Below are 17,543 nucleotides of genomic sequence, written 5' to 3' on the forward strand. Positions count from 1 at the left end.
ATCAAACAAGGTGGTACGCTAACAGTGCCTATCATCAACACGGGATTTGTAGAAAACTTTAACCCTTACACGACCAAAGACACGCTGCACGGCATTATGTTTGAGCCGTTGTTTGTACTGAACAACATGACGGGGGAAACCCATTACCGTTTAGCCGAGTCGGTTAAATACTCAGATGATCTAAAAACCATCACCTTGAAATTGCGCGATGGCTTGAAGTGGTCTGATGGCACGCCGCTAACCGCAGAAGACGTGGTGTTCAGCTTTGAGTTAACCAAGAAATCGCCAGCATTTGATGTCAAAGCCATTTGGCCAACGGGCAATCTAAAAAGCATTCAAGCGAGTGACAAGCAGACGGTTGTATTTGATTTAGCAGAGCCGGATTCTACCTTCCTTTGGAATCTCGGGGCTTACCACATTGTCCCTAAACATACCTGGTCAAAGGTGACGGACTACACTACGTTTACTAACCCGAACCCTGTCGGTAGCGGCCCTATGACGACAGTGAAGTACGTAAAACCGCAGCAGATGGAACTGTGTCGTAATCCGAACTACTACCTAGAAAATCGCCCTTATCTAGACTGCGTGAACTTCCGTTCGTACAACGATAACTCACAGATCCAACCGGCGCTGATCAAAGGCGAAATCGACTGGGGCTCCAACTTCATTGCTGACGTTGAGTCGACGTTTGTGGGTCAAGACAAAGAAAATAACCATTTCTGGTACCCAGCGAACGATGCCATTCATCTGTACGTGAACACCAAGAAAGCACCGTTTGATGACCTGCGCGTACGCCAAGCTCTGTCTATGGCACTAGACCGTGAAGCGATTGTGGACATTGCGGCTTATGGCTACCCAACCGTGAACTACAACGTCGGTGGTATCGCAGAGCTATACAAAAATCACATTGACGAAAACGTCAACAAAAAATACGGCCATCTAACGCAATACGATGCAAAGAAAGCGCAGAGTTTGCTTGATGAAGCGGGCATTGTTGACCGCAATGGCGATGGCTTCCGTGACAATGCTGATGGCTCAACGGTTGAGTTCGATATCGAAGTAGTAAACGGCTGGACAGACTGGATTCAAGTGGTGCAAATGGTCACGGAATACTTCGCGGATGTGGGTATCAAAGCGAACGTGAAAACCGTGGACTGGGCAGTATACGACAAGAACCTGAAAGACAGCGCGTTCACCATGTCAATCAACTGGTCGATGGTGTCGGACAACCCAATCCTTGCGTTCCAAGAGTACTACCACACTTCACGTGTTGGTAAAGGCTTCCATGCAGGTCACGGTGTGCATTCTCCTGAAATCGATAAGTTGATCGACAGCTTCGGTAAGATTGGTGATGCGAAGAAACAAGAAGCGATCATCTCCGAACTTCAAGAGTTCACGGCAGAGAACATGCCATTCATTCCACTGTTCTCAAACCCAACTTGGTTCCAATACAGCACCAAAAACATTGTTGGTTGGCCAAGTGAGAAAGACCCATACGTACAACCAGTTTGGTATGACGGCGGTAAGCGCGTGATCATCCTGAACAACCTACACCTGAAATAACTAGCACTTTCAATTGTAGGTAGGTTTTTTAATTAACATCGGAGCCACAACCGCAACCGCAAAAGTAATCGCGCGTTGTGGCTCGTAAGTTAAAGGTTTGATATGTCGTTTTTAGTTCGCCGATTTGGCTTTTATTTTACTGCCTTTCTGATTGCGATCTCCTTCAACTTCATGTTGCCGCGCTTAATGCCTGGTGACCCAGTTGATGCCTTGTTTGCTGCGGCGCAAGGTCGAATGGACCCCGCTCAGATGGACGCTGTACGTGAGATGTACGGCTTTGTCGATGGCAATATTTTTGTGCAATACATTGCGTACATGAAAAGTGTCTTCACGCTTGATCTTGGCCCATCAGTGTTGATGTTCCCTGTTAGCGTATCTGAAGTGATCGCGATGGCACTTCCATGGACCATGTTCCTAGCGCTTGGTTCTCTGATTGTGGCGCTGATCATTGGCGTCAGCATTGGTACATATGCCTCTTACCGCCGCGAAGGTTTGTTTGGTCAAGTCGTACCGCCAGTGCTGGCCTTCATCAGTAACTTCCCATACATCGTGACCGCCTTGTTGTTGTTCTACTTCTTCGGTTTGAAGATGGAATTGCTGCCATTGGCTTACACTTATGACCCTTCGTTGGAACCGGGCTTCAATTGGGAATTCATCAGCAGCGTGGCGAAACACGCAGTACTGCCGATGGGCTCTATGGTTGTAGTTGGCATCTCGACCTGGGTATTCAACATGCGTAACGCGATGATCAACGTACTGGGTGAAGACTACGTCACCATGGCGGAAGCGAAAGGTTTGAGCAGTTACAAAGTGATGAGTCGCTACGCCGGCCGTAATGCAATCTTGCCTGTCGCAACGGCGATTGCGATGGCGATTGGTTTTTCATTCGCGGGCTCAATCATGACTGAGGTGGTGTTCAACTACCAAGGTTTGGGCAACATTCTGCTGAAAGGCATTGTGGCGCGTGACTACCCACTTATCCAAGCCATCTTACTTATCTTAGTGACGGCGGTTCTGACTGCCAACTTCATTGCCGATCTGCTGTACGTGTGGCTTGACCCACGAATTTCGAACTAAGGTGCATCATGGAAAAATTAATCAATACCCCAACGCCTTCTGAGCACGATGAACTGATGACTCGTGAGTCGAAATTCTCTTGGAAGCGCATCAAAAAAAGCTTCGGTAAAGTGTACGCTTTTTTCTACGGCAACCCGCCTGCCATTATCGGTGGCTTGTTACTGTCGATCGTTTTAGCCGGTGCGATTTTCGCCCCAGTGCTGGCAACGCATGACCCTGACCGTCGTGTTGCAAGACCGCACGTAGCGCCGAATGCAGAGCACGTACTTGGCACCACGCGTAGTGGCCGCGATGTCTACAGCCAAGTGTTGCATGGCGCGAGAAAGTCACTGACGGTTGCGATTTCTGCTGGTGTGATTGCGATGAGCTTAGCGGTCATTATCGGTGTCTCTGCGGGCTACTTCGGCGGCAAAATCGATGAGCGTCTTAACTTCCTAACTAACGTTTTCTTGGTGTTCCCTCAGCTCCCGTTGCTGATCGTACTCGCCGCTTTCTTAGGGCAGGTGGGGTCCCTCGTCATCACCATATTGCTCGGGATAACCTCCTGGCCTTGGGGGGCGCGGGTAATTCGTTCGCAAACCATGGCGATTCGAAGCAAAGAATTCATTATCTCGGCAGAAGTAATGGGCGAATCAAAAATCCGCATCATCTTAGTCGAAATCCTACCGAACCTTGTCTCGATCGTATTTGGTGGTTTCTTGGGGACGGTGATTTACGCAATGGGCTCAGAAGCAGGCCTCGGTATCTTAGGTTTGGGTGATGCAACAGAGGTGAGCTGGGGTTCGATGTTGTACTGGGCGCAAACGTCTTCGTCTCTATACACCGGCGCTTGGTGGGAAATGTTAGTCCCTGCGATGGCTCTCGCAATCACAGGTGGTGCACTGGCACTGATCAACATGTCGATTGACCAAGTGAGTAACCCAAAACTTCGTACTGGCCCACACATCAAGCTGTGGCACAAACTGAAAAAAGAAGCAGATAAGCGCCGAGGTCTAAGATGAGCAACTTATTAGAAATTAACAACCTATGCGTAGATTACGTGTCACCAAACGGTGTGGCTCGTGCGGTGAACAACGTCAGCATCAGTATTGCACCGGGTGAAACTTTGGGGATTGCGGGTGAATCTGGGTGTGGCAAAAGTACCTTGGCGTTTGCTATCTCGCGTTTGCATAAAGCGCCTGCGCTGATCTCTGAAGGGGAAATCCTCTACAAAGGTCAGGACGTGTTGAAGATGAACGACAAACAACTGCGTGATTTTCGTTGGAACGACGTTTCGGTGGTATTCCAAAGCGCGATGAACTCGCTTAACCCAGTGATCACTATTGGCGAGCAATTAACTGACGTGATTCTTGCGCACCGCAAAGTGACCTACCAACAAGCGTATGAGCGTGCGGTTGAACTGCTTGGCGTAGTGGGTATTCACGGTGACCGCATGGCGAGCTTCCCGCACCAGTTGAGTGGCGGCATGCGTCAGCGTGTGGTGATTGCCGTAGCGCTCGCGCTGGAGCCAAAACTGATCATCATGGATGAGCCAACGACGGCACTTGATGTGGTGGTAGAGCGTGAAATCCTTAACGAACTGTACGAGCTGAAGAGCAAGTTTGGCTTCTCGATTCTGTTCATCAGTCATGACTTGAGCTTGATGGGCGAAATCGCCGATCGTATCGGGGTGATGTATGCGGGTAACTTGATTGAGCTGGGTGATGCCAAAAACGTATTTGGTGATCCTCAACACCCATACACCAAAGGTTTGATTTCATCTTTCCCAACTATTCATGGGCCGAAAGAGCGTTTATACGGCATTCCGGGTAACCCTGTGAACCTGCTGAAAATCCCGCAAGGGTGTAACTTCCAAGCACGTTGCAATGCATGTTTTGCAGAGTGCCAGAAGAGCGATCCAACCTTGGTGCCAGTCAATAACGGCAACCTAGTGTCATGCCATTTGATGTAATCGGAGAGAAGAATGGATAACGTAACTAACCCAGAAGTGATTCTCTCAGTTAAGAATCTCGTCAAAGACTTTCCAATCGGCCAGTCAGCGAAAAGCAATCTGATGCGTGCGGTGAATGACGTCACCTTTGAACTGCGCAAAGGCGAAGCACTTGCCATTGTCGGCGAATCTGGATCAGGCAAAAGCACGGGTGCGCGCGTTCTGACGCGCATCTACGATAAAACCGACGGTGAGGTGACCTTTAAAGGCCAAGACCTAGGGGACTACATCAAACAGCATGGCGAGTTGGAGTATGCGCGCCAGGTGCAGATGATTTTCCAAGACCCGTTTGGTTCATTAAACCCAGTACATACCATTTATCACCATATCGCACGTCCTTTGTTGATTCACAAACGTGCGGAAAAAGATGCCATTCCAAAGCTGGTTTATGAGCTACTGGACCTGGTTGGCCTGTCACCAGTGAAGGAAACCGCAGAAAAGTACCCGCACGAACTCAGTGGTGGTCAGCGTCAACGTGTCGCCATTGCCCGTGCGATTGCGGTCGATCCCGAAGTGATTCTGGCAGATGAACCTATCTCAATGCTCGATGTATCAGTTCGCTTGGGTATTCTGAACTTGATGTCGGATCTGAAAGATAAGCACGGCATTTCCTTTATGTACATCACCCATGACATAGCAACCGCACGCTACTTCGCGGAGAAAACCGCCGTAATGTACGTGGGTCATATGGTCGAGTGGGGCAACAGCGACAGCGTAACGCAAAATCCGCAACACCCGTATTCTCAGTTACTGCTTTCTGCGGTGCCAGAAGTGGGTAACTCCGGTAAGCGCGACTTGATGGCGAAGAAAGGTGAAATCCCATTGTGGAAGCCGAGCAGTGTCGGTTGTCCGTTTGCGAGTCGCTGTCTAAAAGCCACTGAAGTGTGCACGCAGTCGGTCCCTGAAGCCACCAAGGTTGGTGAAGAACACTACGCACGTTGTCACCACTTAGGATAAAGAGCGCCAATTCGCTTATTAAAAAAAAGCGCAAAAGAAAGCGCTTTCATGATTTTTTGGAAGAACATTATGACTTTTGAACATTATTCTTGCCCAGCCGTAGAGGGAAGTTTCGTCGATTTGGACGGCGAACGATACTACAAGATTTCGCACGTCGACCAAATGAACCCGTTTTTTATTAGTGTCGTATCTGCCAGCGACCATTGGCTATTCATTTCATCCACGGGCAGTTTGTCGGCAGGACGTATTCGTCCTGAGAACGCGTTGTTCCCATACAAATCTGTCGACCACATTCACGAGAACGCAGAAAATACCGGTTCAAAAACCATCATCAAAGTGGCGCGTGAACAAGGCATGGCGATGTGGGAACCGTTCAACCGCCATCATGATGGGTTGTACCAAGTTGAGCGTCATCTTTACAAAAATACCATTGGCGACAAGATTGTTTTCGAAGAGCTTAACCACACGTTAAAGCTGAAATTCCAATACAGCTGGAACACCAGTGAAGAGTTTGGTTTTGTTCGTCGTTCGCAAATCACCGATCTGTCAGGCACAACTCGAGAGATTGAGTTGATTGATGGCTTGCAAAACTTATTGCCATCTGGCGCGCCACTGTCTGCACTGCAAACACGCAGTGCGTTGGTGGATGCCTACAAATGGAATGAGCTGCTTGATGGCAGCTCACTAGCGCTGTTTACCATGTACGCAAAACTCAGTGATCGCGCTGAGCCAGCGGAATCTTTGCTCGCAACCACCGTGTTCAGTGTCGATAACGATTATGGTCAGCGCTTACTCAGCAGCAGCCAAGTGAGCGCGTTCCGTCAAGGGCGTGAAATCAAGAATGAAACTCTGACTAAAGGCGTACGTGGCAGCTACTTGATCCATAAGTCCATCAAGCTCGAAGCTAATCAGAGCAAATCGTGGTTGATCATTGCGGACATCGACAAGAACCATAGCGATGTGACGGCGATGCGAAATCGTCTTGCGCAGCCCGTTAACATGACACAACAAGTTGAGCAGAGCATCGCGGCCAACCAGCAAGAATTGATCAGTTTGATGTCCGGTGCAGACGCGTGGCAAATCACCGCAGAAGAAGAGACCAGTGTGCATCACTACGCTAACGTATTGTTCAATAACATGCGCGGTGGGGTGTTTGAGAATAACTATACCTTAGATAAGAAAGATGTGCTGGCGACGATTCGCAACGCCAACCGCCTTGTGTTTGAGCGTCACGCAGGCTTATTTGCTGATTTGCCGGAGCAGTTTACTCATGCAGAGCTCGTCAGCTTGGCTAAACAAAGTGAGGACGCGCAGTTAATCCGTCTAAGCTACGAATATCTACCGCTGACATTCGGTCGTCGCCACGGCGATCCAAGCCGCCCTTGGAACCACTACGAAATCAAACTCAAAGACGACAACGGTGAGCGTTTACTTTCCTACCAAGGCAACTGGCGCGACATCTTCCAGAACTGGGAGGCGATTGCGCTCAGCTACCCGGGCTTCATTCAGTCTTTCTTGGCGAAGTTTGTCAACGCATCCACAATGGACGGTTACAATCCGTACCGCATCACCAAAGATGGCATTGATTGGGAAATGCTGGAACCAGATGACCCATGGAGCAATATTGGCTACTGGGGTGACCACCAAATTATCTACTTGCTGAAGTTCCTAGAATTGGCAAACAAGTATCAGCGTGATGATCTATTGGCGATGATGCAATCCGATGTGTTTAGTTACGCCAACGTGCCTTACGAGTTGTGCGATGTCGATAAGCTGTTCGCGAATCCCAAAGATACCGTGACGTTTAACGATGATCTGCAACACAGTATCGAACAACGCGTGGATGCGATAGGCAGTGATGGTCGTTTGGTGCTGGGTAGTAACAACGATGTGTATATGGTCAACCTGACCGAGAAAGTGCTGGTGCCCCTGTTGGCGAAACTGAGCAACTTGGTGCTTGATGGCGGTATTTGGCTCAATACACAGCGCCCAGAATGGAACGACGCAAACAATGCAATTGTGGGCAATGGCCTGTCGATGGTAACGCTTTACTACATGCGTCGCTACGTGGCGTTCTTACAGCAATTGTTAGCGGAAGCACCAGCCTCGGTAAGCATGTCGAAAGAGGTGTTTGAGTGGCTATTATCAACCACCCGTATCTTGTCGGAAGCGGCAAAAGAGATTCGCCAAGAAACCGTAACGCGCCAAACTCGCAAAGCGATTCTGACTCAGCTTGAAAAAGCGGCAGAAGATTTCCGTCGACGCGTATACCGTGTGAACGGCTTCTCGGGCAAAACTACGGTAGAAGCGTCGGTGATTCAGCAATTGCTTGACGTCAGTTTAACCGTGTTGGATGCCAGCATCGCCAGTAATTTGCGCGAAGATGGTCTGTTCAATGCCTACAATATCCTGACTTATTCGTCAGAAAGCCTACAGGTAGAAGAGTTGTATCCAATGCTGGAAGGCCAAGTCGCGGTATTGAGTGCAGGTGTCCTTACGCCAGCTCAGGCAGTAACATTGTTAGACAACTTGTTTGCTAGCGAGATGTACCGAGAAGATCAGAACAGCTTCATGCTCTACCCAGATCGTGATTTAAGCGCGTTCATGAACAAGAACAGCCTAACAGCCGCGCAAGTTAATGCGGCACCAGTATTAAGCACCATGTTAAGCAAGGGCGATCAACGCTTGGTGAATGTGGATGAGCAAGGTCAGTTTCACTTCCATGCTAGCCTAGAAAACAGCGGTTACCTCAAAGCACAGATTCAGCAACTGCGTGTTGAGTATGCTGACGTGTCAGAAGAAGCGTGGGAAGCGGTTGAAGCGCTGTACGAAGACGTGTTCAATCACAAAGCCTTTACTGGTCGCTCTGGCACCATGTTTGGTTACGAAGGGCTGGGTTGTATTTACTGGCATATGGTGTCCAAACTGCTGCTGGCGGTACAAGAAAACTATTTGGCGGCGCGTGAACTCGATGCCGATAGTGAAGAGACGCAAAAGCTGGCGGAATACTACTACCGAGTACGTGCTGGGATTGGTTTTAATAAAACGCCAGAAAAATACGGCGCATTCCCAACGGACCCGTATTCACATACACCAAAACATGCAGGTGCGCAGCAGCCGGGTATGACAGGCCAAGTGAAAGAAGAGATCATTACGCGCTTTACCGAGCTAGGTATTTTGGTTGAAGAGGGCGAGATTCACATCGATCCACGACTGCTTCATCGTCATGAATTTTTGACGGAATCGGCGTCTTTTTCTTGTCAAAATGTGGCAGGTCAGACACAAAGCTACGTGATTGAGAAAGATCAGCTGGCATTCACTTTATGCCAAGTGCCGTTTGTGTATCAATTGGTTGCATCGGACATTCAAGCCGGCGTGACGTTAACTAAATCGAACGGTAAGCATCGAGTAGTAGAAGGCTTAATGCTCTCGAAAGAGTTGAGCAACCACATCTTTGCTCGCTCAGGAGAGATAGAGAAAGTCGTTGTGTCGATTCCGGCATCATTACTGCGAGTGTAAAATAGCGAGATAAGCAAAGGCCCCGACTCAATCGGGGCCTTTTTGTATTGGCATTAAACCGGAAAATTCGTAGCGAGTGCTTAACTGAGATTATCGTTTCCCGACGGATTCTCGCACGATTAACTCTGGCGTCAGTTTATGCTTCAGCGGACGCTCTTGCTTATGCACTAACGCAATCACCCCTTGCGCTGCTTCGCAGCCCATTTCTTGCACAGGGAAGTTTATCGTGGTGAGTTTTGGTCTAATGTGCTGACTGTGACTGTCGTTATCGAAGCCGACAACGGAAATGTCTTTGCCAATTTCTAAGCCGCGTTCGTAAGCCACATCATACACGGCAAGTGCAATGTTATCGTTATGACAGAATATGGCGGTGATTTCGGGATCACGGTCAAGTAACCGCCGAGCACATGTGTGGTTGAGACCTCGTTCTTCATGGTCAAAGCGGCCTTCCACAATTAAGTTCGTATCATAGGCGATGCCAAACTCTGCAAGCGCATTCCGGTAACCTTGCAAGCGGTCACGACTGTCTATTTTACTTAGCTGACCTGTAATACAAGCCACTTTCGTGTGACCGTTTTCTAGCATGTGTTTGGTTGCCAGATAGCCGCCGAGCTCGTTATCGATAAAGATGCATTTGTCCGCCACTTCAGGAATGTAACGGTTGAGTACGATGGTAGATGGTGTCTTTTCAATAACCTCAATCAATTCATCGTCTGACAGCATGTCTGAATGAATGATCAAACCGTCGACTTGCTTAGAACGCAGGAAGTTAATTGAATCGATTTCACGTGAATGTGATTCTAAACCGCTGGTCACGATTAGGTGGTTGTTGCTTTCTCTAACGGTGTTTTCCGCATGGTGCATTAAAGGGCCATAGAAAGGGCCATCTAAAGAGCCAACCAGCATCCCGATGCTATTTGATCGGCTAGATGCCAAGGCCTGAGCAAACGCATTTGGTTTGTAGCCAAGCTTTTCTATTGCTGCAAATACCTTTTTTCGGTTTGCTTCTTTTACCGTTGGGTGACCATTTAGTGCTCGTGAGACGGTAGATTGAGAAACTTTTGCCAGCTCAGAGACTTCTTTAATCGTGATCAATGGGAAGTACCTTATCCATTTTAATTATTGAACTATGTTACTCGCCGTTCCCTATTCCTCATAGGGAGTACATCACATTTGTCGACTTGATCGCGCTCTGTGCGAGTGATATCCCCAAGCACCTTGAGGTTACTGAGGATAATCGGTTTATAAATTAAGCTCAAATGTGAACTGCGGCAATAGAAAGTGCTTTCATAGGTGTTGGGATCACATACACCAAGCCAAACCATTACTAGACTCTATTAATTGAAACTCATTGTATGGTTATTCATATGCTTATGGAATTAAACCATACCTTTAACGTTTATTGTGAGATGGATTATCCATCTTTTTTATTGCACTAGCAAGAAAGCGCTTTCTTTTGCGTGCGAAATAGGAGAAACGAAAATGAAAAAGGACGTATTGGTTGTTACCACCAGCTTGCTGTCTCTGTCTCTAGTTGGGTGTAACAGTAGTTCTAGTGACACGGTAGAGCCGAGCGTTGGGAACGGCTGGGCATTAGTTTGGAGTGATGAGTTTGATGGCGAAGAAATTGACAGTGAAAAGTGGAATCACGAGAAGAACTGTTGGGGAGGAGGCAATGCTGAGCAGCAGTGTTATGTCGATGATGCTAAAAATTCATTTGTTCAAGACGGCAAGCTGACCATTCGAGTGATAAAAGGTGATACCACGGGGCCAGACAGTGTAGAAGGTTCAGATGGTTATGGCGAAACGTTGACGACACTACCTTATTCTTCCGCTCGTTTACGAACGATGAATAAAGGTGATTGGAAATACGGGCGCTTTGAGGTTCGTGCGAAGTTACCCCTAGGACAAGGCACCTGGCCTGCAATCTGGATGCTACCAACAGACTATGTGTATGGAGGATGGGCTGCATCAGGGGAAATTGACATCATGGAAGCCGTCAACCTGGGTACCACTTATCAGCACGAAGGGGTCGAGAAAATAGAAAATCGTGTTCATGGTACCCTTCATTACGGTAAAGCGTGGCCGAACAATGTTTACTCGGGTGAAGAGTACGATTTTGGTGATGAGAACATTAGCCCGGCCGATGATTTTCATACTTACGCTATTGAGTGGGAGCAGGGTGAAATCCGCTGGTATGTGGATGATGTCCACTATGCCACACAAACCAGTGAAGGCTGGTGGAGCCACTACCAGGATGATGAAGGTAATTGGATAAGTGGTGCTGAGGATGCGCCATACAACCAGAAGTTTCATCTGATTTTAAATCTTGCTATGGGGGGAAGTTGGCCGTCATCCGTTAATGATGGTGGGATTGATGCAAGTATTGAACAAGCGGAAATGCAGGTAGATTACGTACGCATTTATCAATGCACTGTCGACCCTGAAACTGGTAAAGGTTGTGCGACACCGGCGTCTGACGCCGCGGTTACGAATGAGGGCGTTGTAGAACCAGACTTCCCGAAGGAAGTGGATCTTTCTGCTATGTCGCTGCCATTATTTGCAAGTGGTGACTTGCTAGATGGCTTTAATTTAAATGGTTGGGATGACGGCAGTAATGATACCCGAACCATTGCTGATAACCTGATTAATATCTCGATTGTTGATAACGGCAATGCATACATCGAATCACTTAATGGTGCACTCGATATGAGTGAGTTTATTGATGGTGATTTGAGTTTTGATTTGAGCTTGGTGTCGGGGAACGCTAGCGCATTGTCGGTAAAAATGGATAGTGGTTATCCAGCGTTAGCTCCTATTGATATCCCATTCGCACATTTACCAGCGGTAGGCGAGTGGCGGTCATTTGTTTTCTCCGTTAATGACTTTATTGCTGCAGGTGCCAATAGTTTTTCCATCACTGGCGTAAGCAACCCCGTGGTATTTGAACCCGTCAACAATGTTGATCTCGCGTTTAAAGTCGACAACCTAGTGTTTACCAAGCCTTTGATTATCGCGACTGACAGCATAGTAGAAGGGTTTACATTGGATGGTTATACCGCTGATGCTCCTGACAGCCGTAACTTTTCAGATGGGGTGCTCGATGCGCAGTTTAGTGGTGCAGGAAACCTATTTTTTACCGCTGAGTCAGCACTGGACATGAGTCGATACGCAAACTGGGTGTTAAAGTTTGATATCAATATTGTTGATTTAGGCAGTAATTCAGATGTCTTGATAAAGATGGATAGCGGTTGGCCAAATGTGAGTGATATTGCGTTAGCTGATTCCCCTCAAGGGCTACTGGCTGATGGGCAATGGCATACATACGCTATTCCAGTTGTTGACTTTATTGCTGCGGAGAATCGTTTCTCACCAGGAAGTCAATTTGATGTGAATAGCGTAACCAACCCATTTGTTTTAGAAGGGCTAGGTGGAGAAAACCTACACGTTAAATTACGCAATATTCGTTTTGTTGCCCCCTAATTGACACGATTGAATTGAGACTATGAATCAAAGCTCATCTTACGAGATGAGCTTTTTTGTTAATTGACGGATCAATCATTCAACTCAAGGATCAAACCTTTCAATGATGTGATCTATACACTAAGAAAACGCTTTCTTGGTGAGTTTGATCACTTTTTAGCTCGATTTTTGTCCATATAATGCCGTCAAAAGCGTTAGGGAATGGCTTTTTTGCTAATGGTTTGAGGGTTTCTGTCTTTTTCTCTCAAATCTGGCTCAATTTGCTCATTTTAGGCAAAAAATTTTGCCCCATTAAGAAAGCGCTTTCTTGAAAATGCAAAATATAATAATGATGGAGTTATCATGAAAAACTTTAAAGTTTTACCTCTTACCTTAGCAGTGGCGGCTTCGTTTGCTTCTCTACCTTCTCTTGCTGCAAATTCTGATGTAGAAGCGCTTGAAAAACGAATTCAAGAACTAGAAACGAAAATCGAATCTGGCTACGTTTACGATCAACAACCTGCCGTATTAACACCAGAAACAGAAGTTCCTCTGGGTATAGTGTTCTCTGGTTACGCTCGTTACGGCGCGCATTACCAAGGCAGCGACGCTCAAACCGTAGGTACGTTCGGTGCATTGAATGCGAATGCAACAGGCCGTTTAGGTAACGAAGGCAACGGTGGTGAGTTCCAATTAGCGAAAGCGTTTAAGAGTGATGGCGGTGCGATTTGGGATATCGTTTTGATGCTAGACCATTGGGCTGACTCTTCTTGGGCTGATGATGGCGGCGTAAACGTGAAGAAGATGTATGCTGGTGCAACAAACCTATTTGAGTCGCAGCCAGACCTTTACGTTTGGGCTGGTCGTGACTTTCACCAACGTCCACAAACAGATTTGAACGATTACTTTTGGATGACACACGATGGCCAGGGTGCGGGTTTCTACAACCTTAACCTAGGTGGGGCGAAACTGGACTTCGGTGCTGTAGGAGAAATCGAAGGTGATATGGTTGGCGATACAGGCCGTTACGCAATCACCAGTAAGCTACACGGTATTCAGCTAGGTGAATCTGCGAATCTAAGCCTATATGCGAACTACGGCTTTGCATCAGAAAAGCTCGATGGTGATGACTTGACGGCTTACCAAGTTGCAGGTGAGTTATCCGTTGCTGGTCAACGTTTAGTTGTTCGTTACTCTGATAACACCACAGACAGTGTTCTTTACAGCCATATGTTAGAAGAAGGCAAGAATGCACTGCTAGTGAGTTTTGATGGCGGCACTTCTCTTACTGACAAATTAGGTGTGCAATACTTGGCTGCATACCAATCGCTTGAAGTTGAAGGTACAGATAGCCGCGTAAACTACAACGCGATCGTTCGTCCTACTTACCAATGGAACGACATCCACTCTACTTGGCTAGAAGCAGGTTACAGCGTTGTGGATTACGATGACTTTGATGCTACGAACAGCTCTTGGAAAATGACGCTGTCACAAAATATGGCGATCGGTCCTGAAACCTGGTCTCGTCCAATGCTACGTTTCTACGCAACAGTGGGTAATGCAGATAACGAGTACACTGGCTTTAATGACAGCGGTGAAAAAGTGGCAACTGACGTAGATACGCTTACGGTTGGCGCAATGTTTGAAGCTTGGTGGTAATCACCTTTTAGTTCTTAACTCAGATGCGGTTCTTGGGGAGCCGCATCAAATCCCTTTAGCAATATGCGAGAACATACATAGTTTACTTAACATTATGGCGTTGTAAGTGACTAAGTACATAACGGGGGAGCTCGATTATATTGCAGTGGATGGTTGCCCATTCATAGCCGCTGGCATAGCGGCTTTTTTTATGCCTGTAAGAAATGTTCTTTGCGGTAACTTCTTGGGCTGTGCTGAAACTTCTGTTTAAAGCATTTCGAGAAATAGTTGCTGTCTGAAAATCCACACTGTTCGGCGATGTGCTGTACCGATCGCTCGTTCTCTTCACACAATAACTTTGTCGCGTAGTTCAACTGCACATCACGTAAATACTGGTTCGGTGATGTGTCTAAAAACTGGCGAAATAGCCTTTCTAGCTGACGTTTACTGATGAAGGCTGCCTTCGCAATTGCATCGCTGTTTACGCCGACATCACTGAAGTGCTGCTCAATAAATACCAAGGCTCGGCTGAGTGCAAGTGTGGTTTGTGGTAACTCTTGGCTTTGGTCTTGATACATTCGGGAAAGAGCAATCACCAACTGCTGCATTAAGCTGGTTAGCATGACTTCAAATCCAGGCTGTGAGGCTTCATATTCCGACTTCAAATCTGACAAAAGGCGTTCGATTTCTGGCAATTGCTGACGGTCTAGGGTCAGTTTTGCTTTGTACTCGGTGGTTTGTCTCGCGATAGGTTCTACTTTGAACATGGCTTGGTAGCCGGACAACTGGCGCATCGAAGGTATTTCAAAAAACGGCGTGTTGGAGTCAAACATCAAGTTAATGATCTTGAGTTTGTTTACGTCTCGAAAGCCATGCTCGATGTCGCCATTAATCACAAATACATCGCCTTTGTGTAGCGGGTATTCGTATTCCGCGACTGTGTGCTTACCGCTGCCACTGACCACTAAAAACAGTTCAGAAAAGTCATGTTTGTGCGCGGCAAAATCACAATGGTGATGTCCGTCGACGTAGGCAAACTTGAGATGACTGTGCTTCTGATGTGCTTTGAGTTGGTAGATGATGCTCATGTCGCGATATTCCTTTTTACTGTCGCCATTTTGGTAGAATGGCGCATCCGGTCAGCATACTATTTCCCCATAGAAAAACGAATTCTCATCGACGTTTTTTGCACGTTTTTGCTGGGCTGGCGACGTTTTTTAACTTGCCTTCAATGCCTGTTTAGCTGGCGAAAAGCACGATGCCAATAACGACTTGCGCGACTTTAGTGATCCTTTGTCATTCAGCGCGCTGAAATACGAAATAGAAATGAACGGTTGTGGGTTGTGTATGAACAATAAACAAATTAGCCAAGCGCAAAAGAACCTCGTCCCTGTAAGCCGACAAGCGGCAGCAGAAGGGATTGTACTTCTCAGAAATAATGACGCAGTTTTACCTCTGACCGCGCAAGACACTCTTTCTCTGTTTGGTCGCTGCCAAATTGATACTCACCGCAGCGGCACAGGTTCGGGCGGGGCAGTGAATGTGCCCTACGCGATCAGTGCGCTAGACGGGTTGCGCGCTAATGCAAAGGTCCGTTTGAATGAAGATTTGGTTGCGGTCTATCAAGATTGGATTGCAGAGCACCCATTTGACGATGGCGGCGGTGGCTGGGCGGCGGAACCTTGGTTCCAACAGGAAATGCCACTGACTGATGAACTTGTTGCCAAAGCGGCATTGAGCTCCAACAAAGCCATGGTGTTTATTGGTCGTACCGCTGGTGAAGACCAAGACAACGCCAACGAGCCGGGCAGCTACCGTTTAACTACAGAAGAAGCGGACATGATCGCCAAGGTCAATCGCTACTTCAACGACGTGATTGTGGTGATGAACGTCACCAACATCATGGACATGGCGTGGTTAAACACCATCGAAGGCAATCAATCCATCAAAGGTGTGCTCTACAGTTGGGCTGCGGGTATGGAAGGCGGTCATGGTTTGGCGGATATCGTTTCTGGCGAGCAATCACCAAGTGGACGTTTGACCGATTCGATTGCTTACGATCTTGCTGATTACCCATCATCGGCGAACTTTGGGCGTAAAGACCGTAACATCTACGTTGAAGATATCTACGTGGGCTACCGTTACTTTGAAACCTTCAATCCTGAAGTGGTGCAGTTTGAGTTTGGCGCTGGCCTATCGTACACCGATTTCAGCCGTGATTTGGTCGAGTTCACAACTGAAGGGCAAGGCGCAGACGCTGTGCTGCACTTTGATGTTGAAGTAAGCAACGTTGGCTCTGAATTTGCTGCGAAAGAAGTGGTGCAGCTCTATGTTGAAGCGCCCCAAGGCAAGCTAGGTAAACCTGCTCGCGTGTTGGCGGGCTTTGCGAAAACACAAACACTTAAGCCTGGCGCGAGTGAGTTGGTTCGTATCTCAGTACCTGTTGCTTTGCTCGCTTCTTACGATGACAGCGGCGCGACCGGACATCGCAGCTGTTATGTGCTGGAAGCAGGTTGCTACCAGTTCTGTATTGGTGAAAGTGTACGTCACGCTAAGCCAGTTGCGGCGACGTTCCAATTGGATGACACATTAGTCGTTGAAGTATTGAGTGAAGCTTGCGCGCCAATCCATGAATTTGAACGCATGAAGCCTGCACAAAAGAGCGACAATGGCACGTATGCGATGAGCCATGAAATGACGCCACAACGCAGCGTTTCTTTAGCTGAGCGTATCCAAGCTAATATGCCTCGCACGTTCGAACTGACCGGTAATCAAGGCATTAAGTTGATGGATGTGAAACAAGGCAAAGCGAGCCTAGAGGACTTTGTTGCGCAGATGTCACCGGAGCAACTTGCCACTATCGTTCGTGGTGAAGGTATGTGCAGTCCGAAAGTGACGCCGGGAACGGCCGCCGCGTTTGGTGGTGTGTCGGACAGCCTGTTTGAACTTGGTATTCCAACGGCAGCGGCAGCAGATGGCCCGTCAGGTATTCGTATGGACAGTGGACACAAGGCAACGCAGGTACCAATTGGCACTTTGCTTGGTTGTACTTGGAACTCTGCTCTAAACGAAGAGCTTTTCTTCCTGATTGGTGAAGAGTTGCGTGCCAACCACATTGATACCTTGCTTGGCCCTGGCATTAATATTCATCGTCACCCTTTGAATGGACGTAACTTCGAGTACTTCTCTGAAGATCCGTTTATGACGGGCGTAATGGCGGCAGCGCAGACTCGTGGTTTAAGCAAAGCAGGCGTATCGGGCACCATCAAACACTATGCGGCGAACGATCAGGAAACCGCTCGTGTGGATGTGGACAGCATCATGTCTGAGCGTGCAC

At 47.7% G+C, this 17,543-nt stretch carries 11 protein-coding genes; 9 read left to right on the forward strand and 2 right to left on the reverse strand.

Features of this window, described 5'->3' with window-relative positions:
- From CAG69_RS17745 to CAG69_RS17770, 6 genes are all read left to right on the forward strand, one after another.
- Nucleotides 1-1,563 (forward strand): ABC transporter substrate-binding protein (locus tag CAG69_RS17745; protein ID WP_161445439.1); only part of this gene is annotated, 1,563 nt, incomplete at its 5' end.
- Nucleotides 1,564-1,665: 102 nt separating this feature from the next.
- Nucleotides 1,666-2,640 (forward strand): ABC transporter permease, encoded by a 975-nt coding sequence (locus CAG69_RS17750; protein WP_161445441.1) that lies wholly within the window; start codon nt 1,666-1,668, stop codon nt 2,638-2,640.
- Nucleotides 2,641-2,648: 8 nt separating this feature from the next.
- Complete coding sequence (locus CAG69_RS17755) at nt 2,649-3,641, forward strand: ABC transporter permease (protein ID WP_161445443.1); 993 nt, start codon at nt 2,649-2,651, stop codon at nt 3,639-3,641.
- Nucleotides 3,638-4,591 (forward strand): ABC transporter ATP-binding protein, encoded by a 954-nt coding sequence (locus tag CAG69_RS17760; protein WP_161445445.1) that lies wholly within the window; start codon nt 3,638-3,640, stop codon nt 4,589-4,591. The genes CAG69_RS17755 and CAG69_RS17760 overlap by 4 nt, the downstream gene beginning before the upstream one ends.
- 12 nt (nt 4,592-4,603) lie before the next feature.
- A complete protein-coding gene (locus CAG69_RS17765) occupies nt 4,604-5,587 on the forward strand; it encodes an ABC transporter ATP-binding protein (protein WP_161445447.1) in 984 nt (327 codons plus the stop codon).
- 69 nt (nt 5,588-5,656) lie between these two features.
- The gene (locus CAG69_RS17770) at nt 5,657-9,106 is read left to right on the forward strand and encodes a hypothetical protein (protein ID WP_161445449.1); all 3,450 of its coding nucleotides are present in this window, start codon (nt 5,657-5,659) and stop codon (nt 9,104-9,106) included.
- A 90-nt stretch (nt 9,107-9,196) separates the two neighbouring features.
- Here the strand turns inward: CAG69_RS17770 and CAG69_RS17775 are convergent, their stop codons facing one another.
- Nucleotides 9,197-10,201: a LacI family DNA-binding transcriptional regulator gene (locus CAG69_RS17775; RefSeq protein WP_161445451.1), complete on the reverse strand. Its 1,005-nt coding sequence runs from the start codon at nt 10,199-10,201 to the stop codon at nt 9,197-9,199.
- A gap of 387 nt (nt 10,202-10,588) precedes the next feature.
- Here CAG69_RS17775 and CAG69_RS17780 point away from each other — a divergent pair, with 387 nt between their 5' ends.
- Together CAG69_RS17780 and CAG69_RS17785 are read left to right on the forward strand one after the other, a co-directional pair.
- A complete protein-coding gene (locus CAG69_RS17780) occupies nt 10,589-12,589 on the forward strand; it encodes a glycoside hydrolase family 16 protein (protein ID WP_161445453.1) in 2,001 nt (666 codons plus the stop codon).
- 342 nt (nt 12,590-12,931) lie between these two features.
- A complete protein-coding gene (locus CAG69_RS17785) occupies nt 12,932-14,227 on the forward strand; it encodes a carbohydrate porin (RefSeq protein WP_010453515.1) in 1,296 nt (431 codons plus the stop codon).
- 188 nt (nt 14,228-14,415) lie between these two features.
- Here CAG69_RS17785 and CAG69_RS17790 read toward each other — a convergent pair whose 3' ends face one another.
- Nucleotides 14,416-15,294: a helix-turn-helix domain-containing protein gene (locus tag CAG69_RS17790; protein WP_010453513.1), complete on the reverse strand. Its 879-nt coding sequence runs from the start codon at nt 15,292-15,294 to the stop codon at nt 14,416-14,418.
- 259 nt (nt 15,295-15,553) lie between these two features.
- On the opposite strand from CAG69_RS17790, the gene CAG69_RS17795 reads away from it, so the two are divergent.
- Nucleotides 15,554-17,543, forward strand: a 1,990-nt coding sequence (locus tag CAG69_RS17795; protein WP_161445455.1) for a glycoside hydrolase family 3 protein, incomplete at its 3' end; no start/stop codon positions are given.

Source organism: Vibrio sp. V43_P6S15P86 (assembly GCF_009904725.1).
Classification (GTDB): domain Bacteria; phylum Pseudomonadota; class Gammaproteobacteria; order Enterobacterales; family Vibrionaceae; genus Vibrio; species Vibrio diabolicus.

Excerpts from the sequence above, each read along its gene's own strand:
- CAG69_RS17750 (WP_161445441.1), top strand. The coding sequence starts at position 1,666 with ATGTCGTTTTTAGTTCGCCGATTTGGCTTTTATTTTACTGCCTTTCTG.
- CAG69_RS17755 (WP_161445443.1), top strand. The coding sequence starts at position 2,649 with ATGGAAAAATTAATCAATACCCCAACGCCTTCTGAGCACGATGAACTG.
- CAG69_RS17760 (WP_161445445.1), top strand. The coding sequence starts at position 3,638 with ATGAGCAACTTATTAGAAATTAACAACCTATGCGTAGATTACGTGTCA.
- CAG69_RS17765 (WP_161445447.1), top strand. The coding sequence starts at position 4,604 with ATGGATAACGTAACTAACCCAGAAGTGATTCTCTCAGTTAAGAATCTC.
- CAG69_RS17770 (WP_161445449.1), top strand. The coding sequence starts at position 5,657 with ATGACTTTTGAACATTATTCTTGCCCAGCCGTAGAGGGAAGTTTCGTC.
- CAG69_RS17780 (WP_161445453.1), top strand. The coding sequence starts at position 10,589 with ATGAAAAAGGACGTATTGGTTGTTACCACCAGCTTGCTGTCTCTGTCT.
- CAG69_RS17785 (WP_010453515.1), top strand. The coding sequence starts at position 12,932 with ATGAAAAACTTTAAAGTTTTACCTCTTACCTTAGCAGTGGCGGCTTCG.
- CAG69_RS17790 (WP_010453513.1), bottom strand. The coding sequence starts at position 15,294 with ATGAGCATCATCTACCAACTCAAAGCACATCAGAAGCACAGTCATCTC.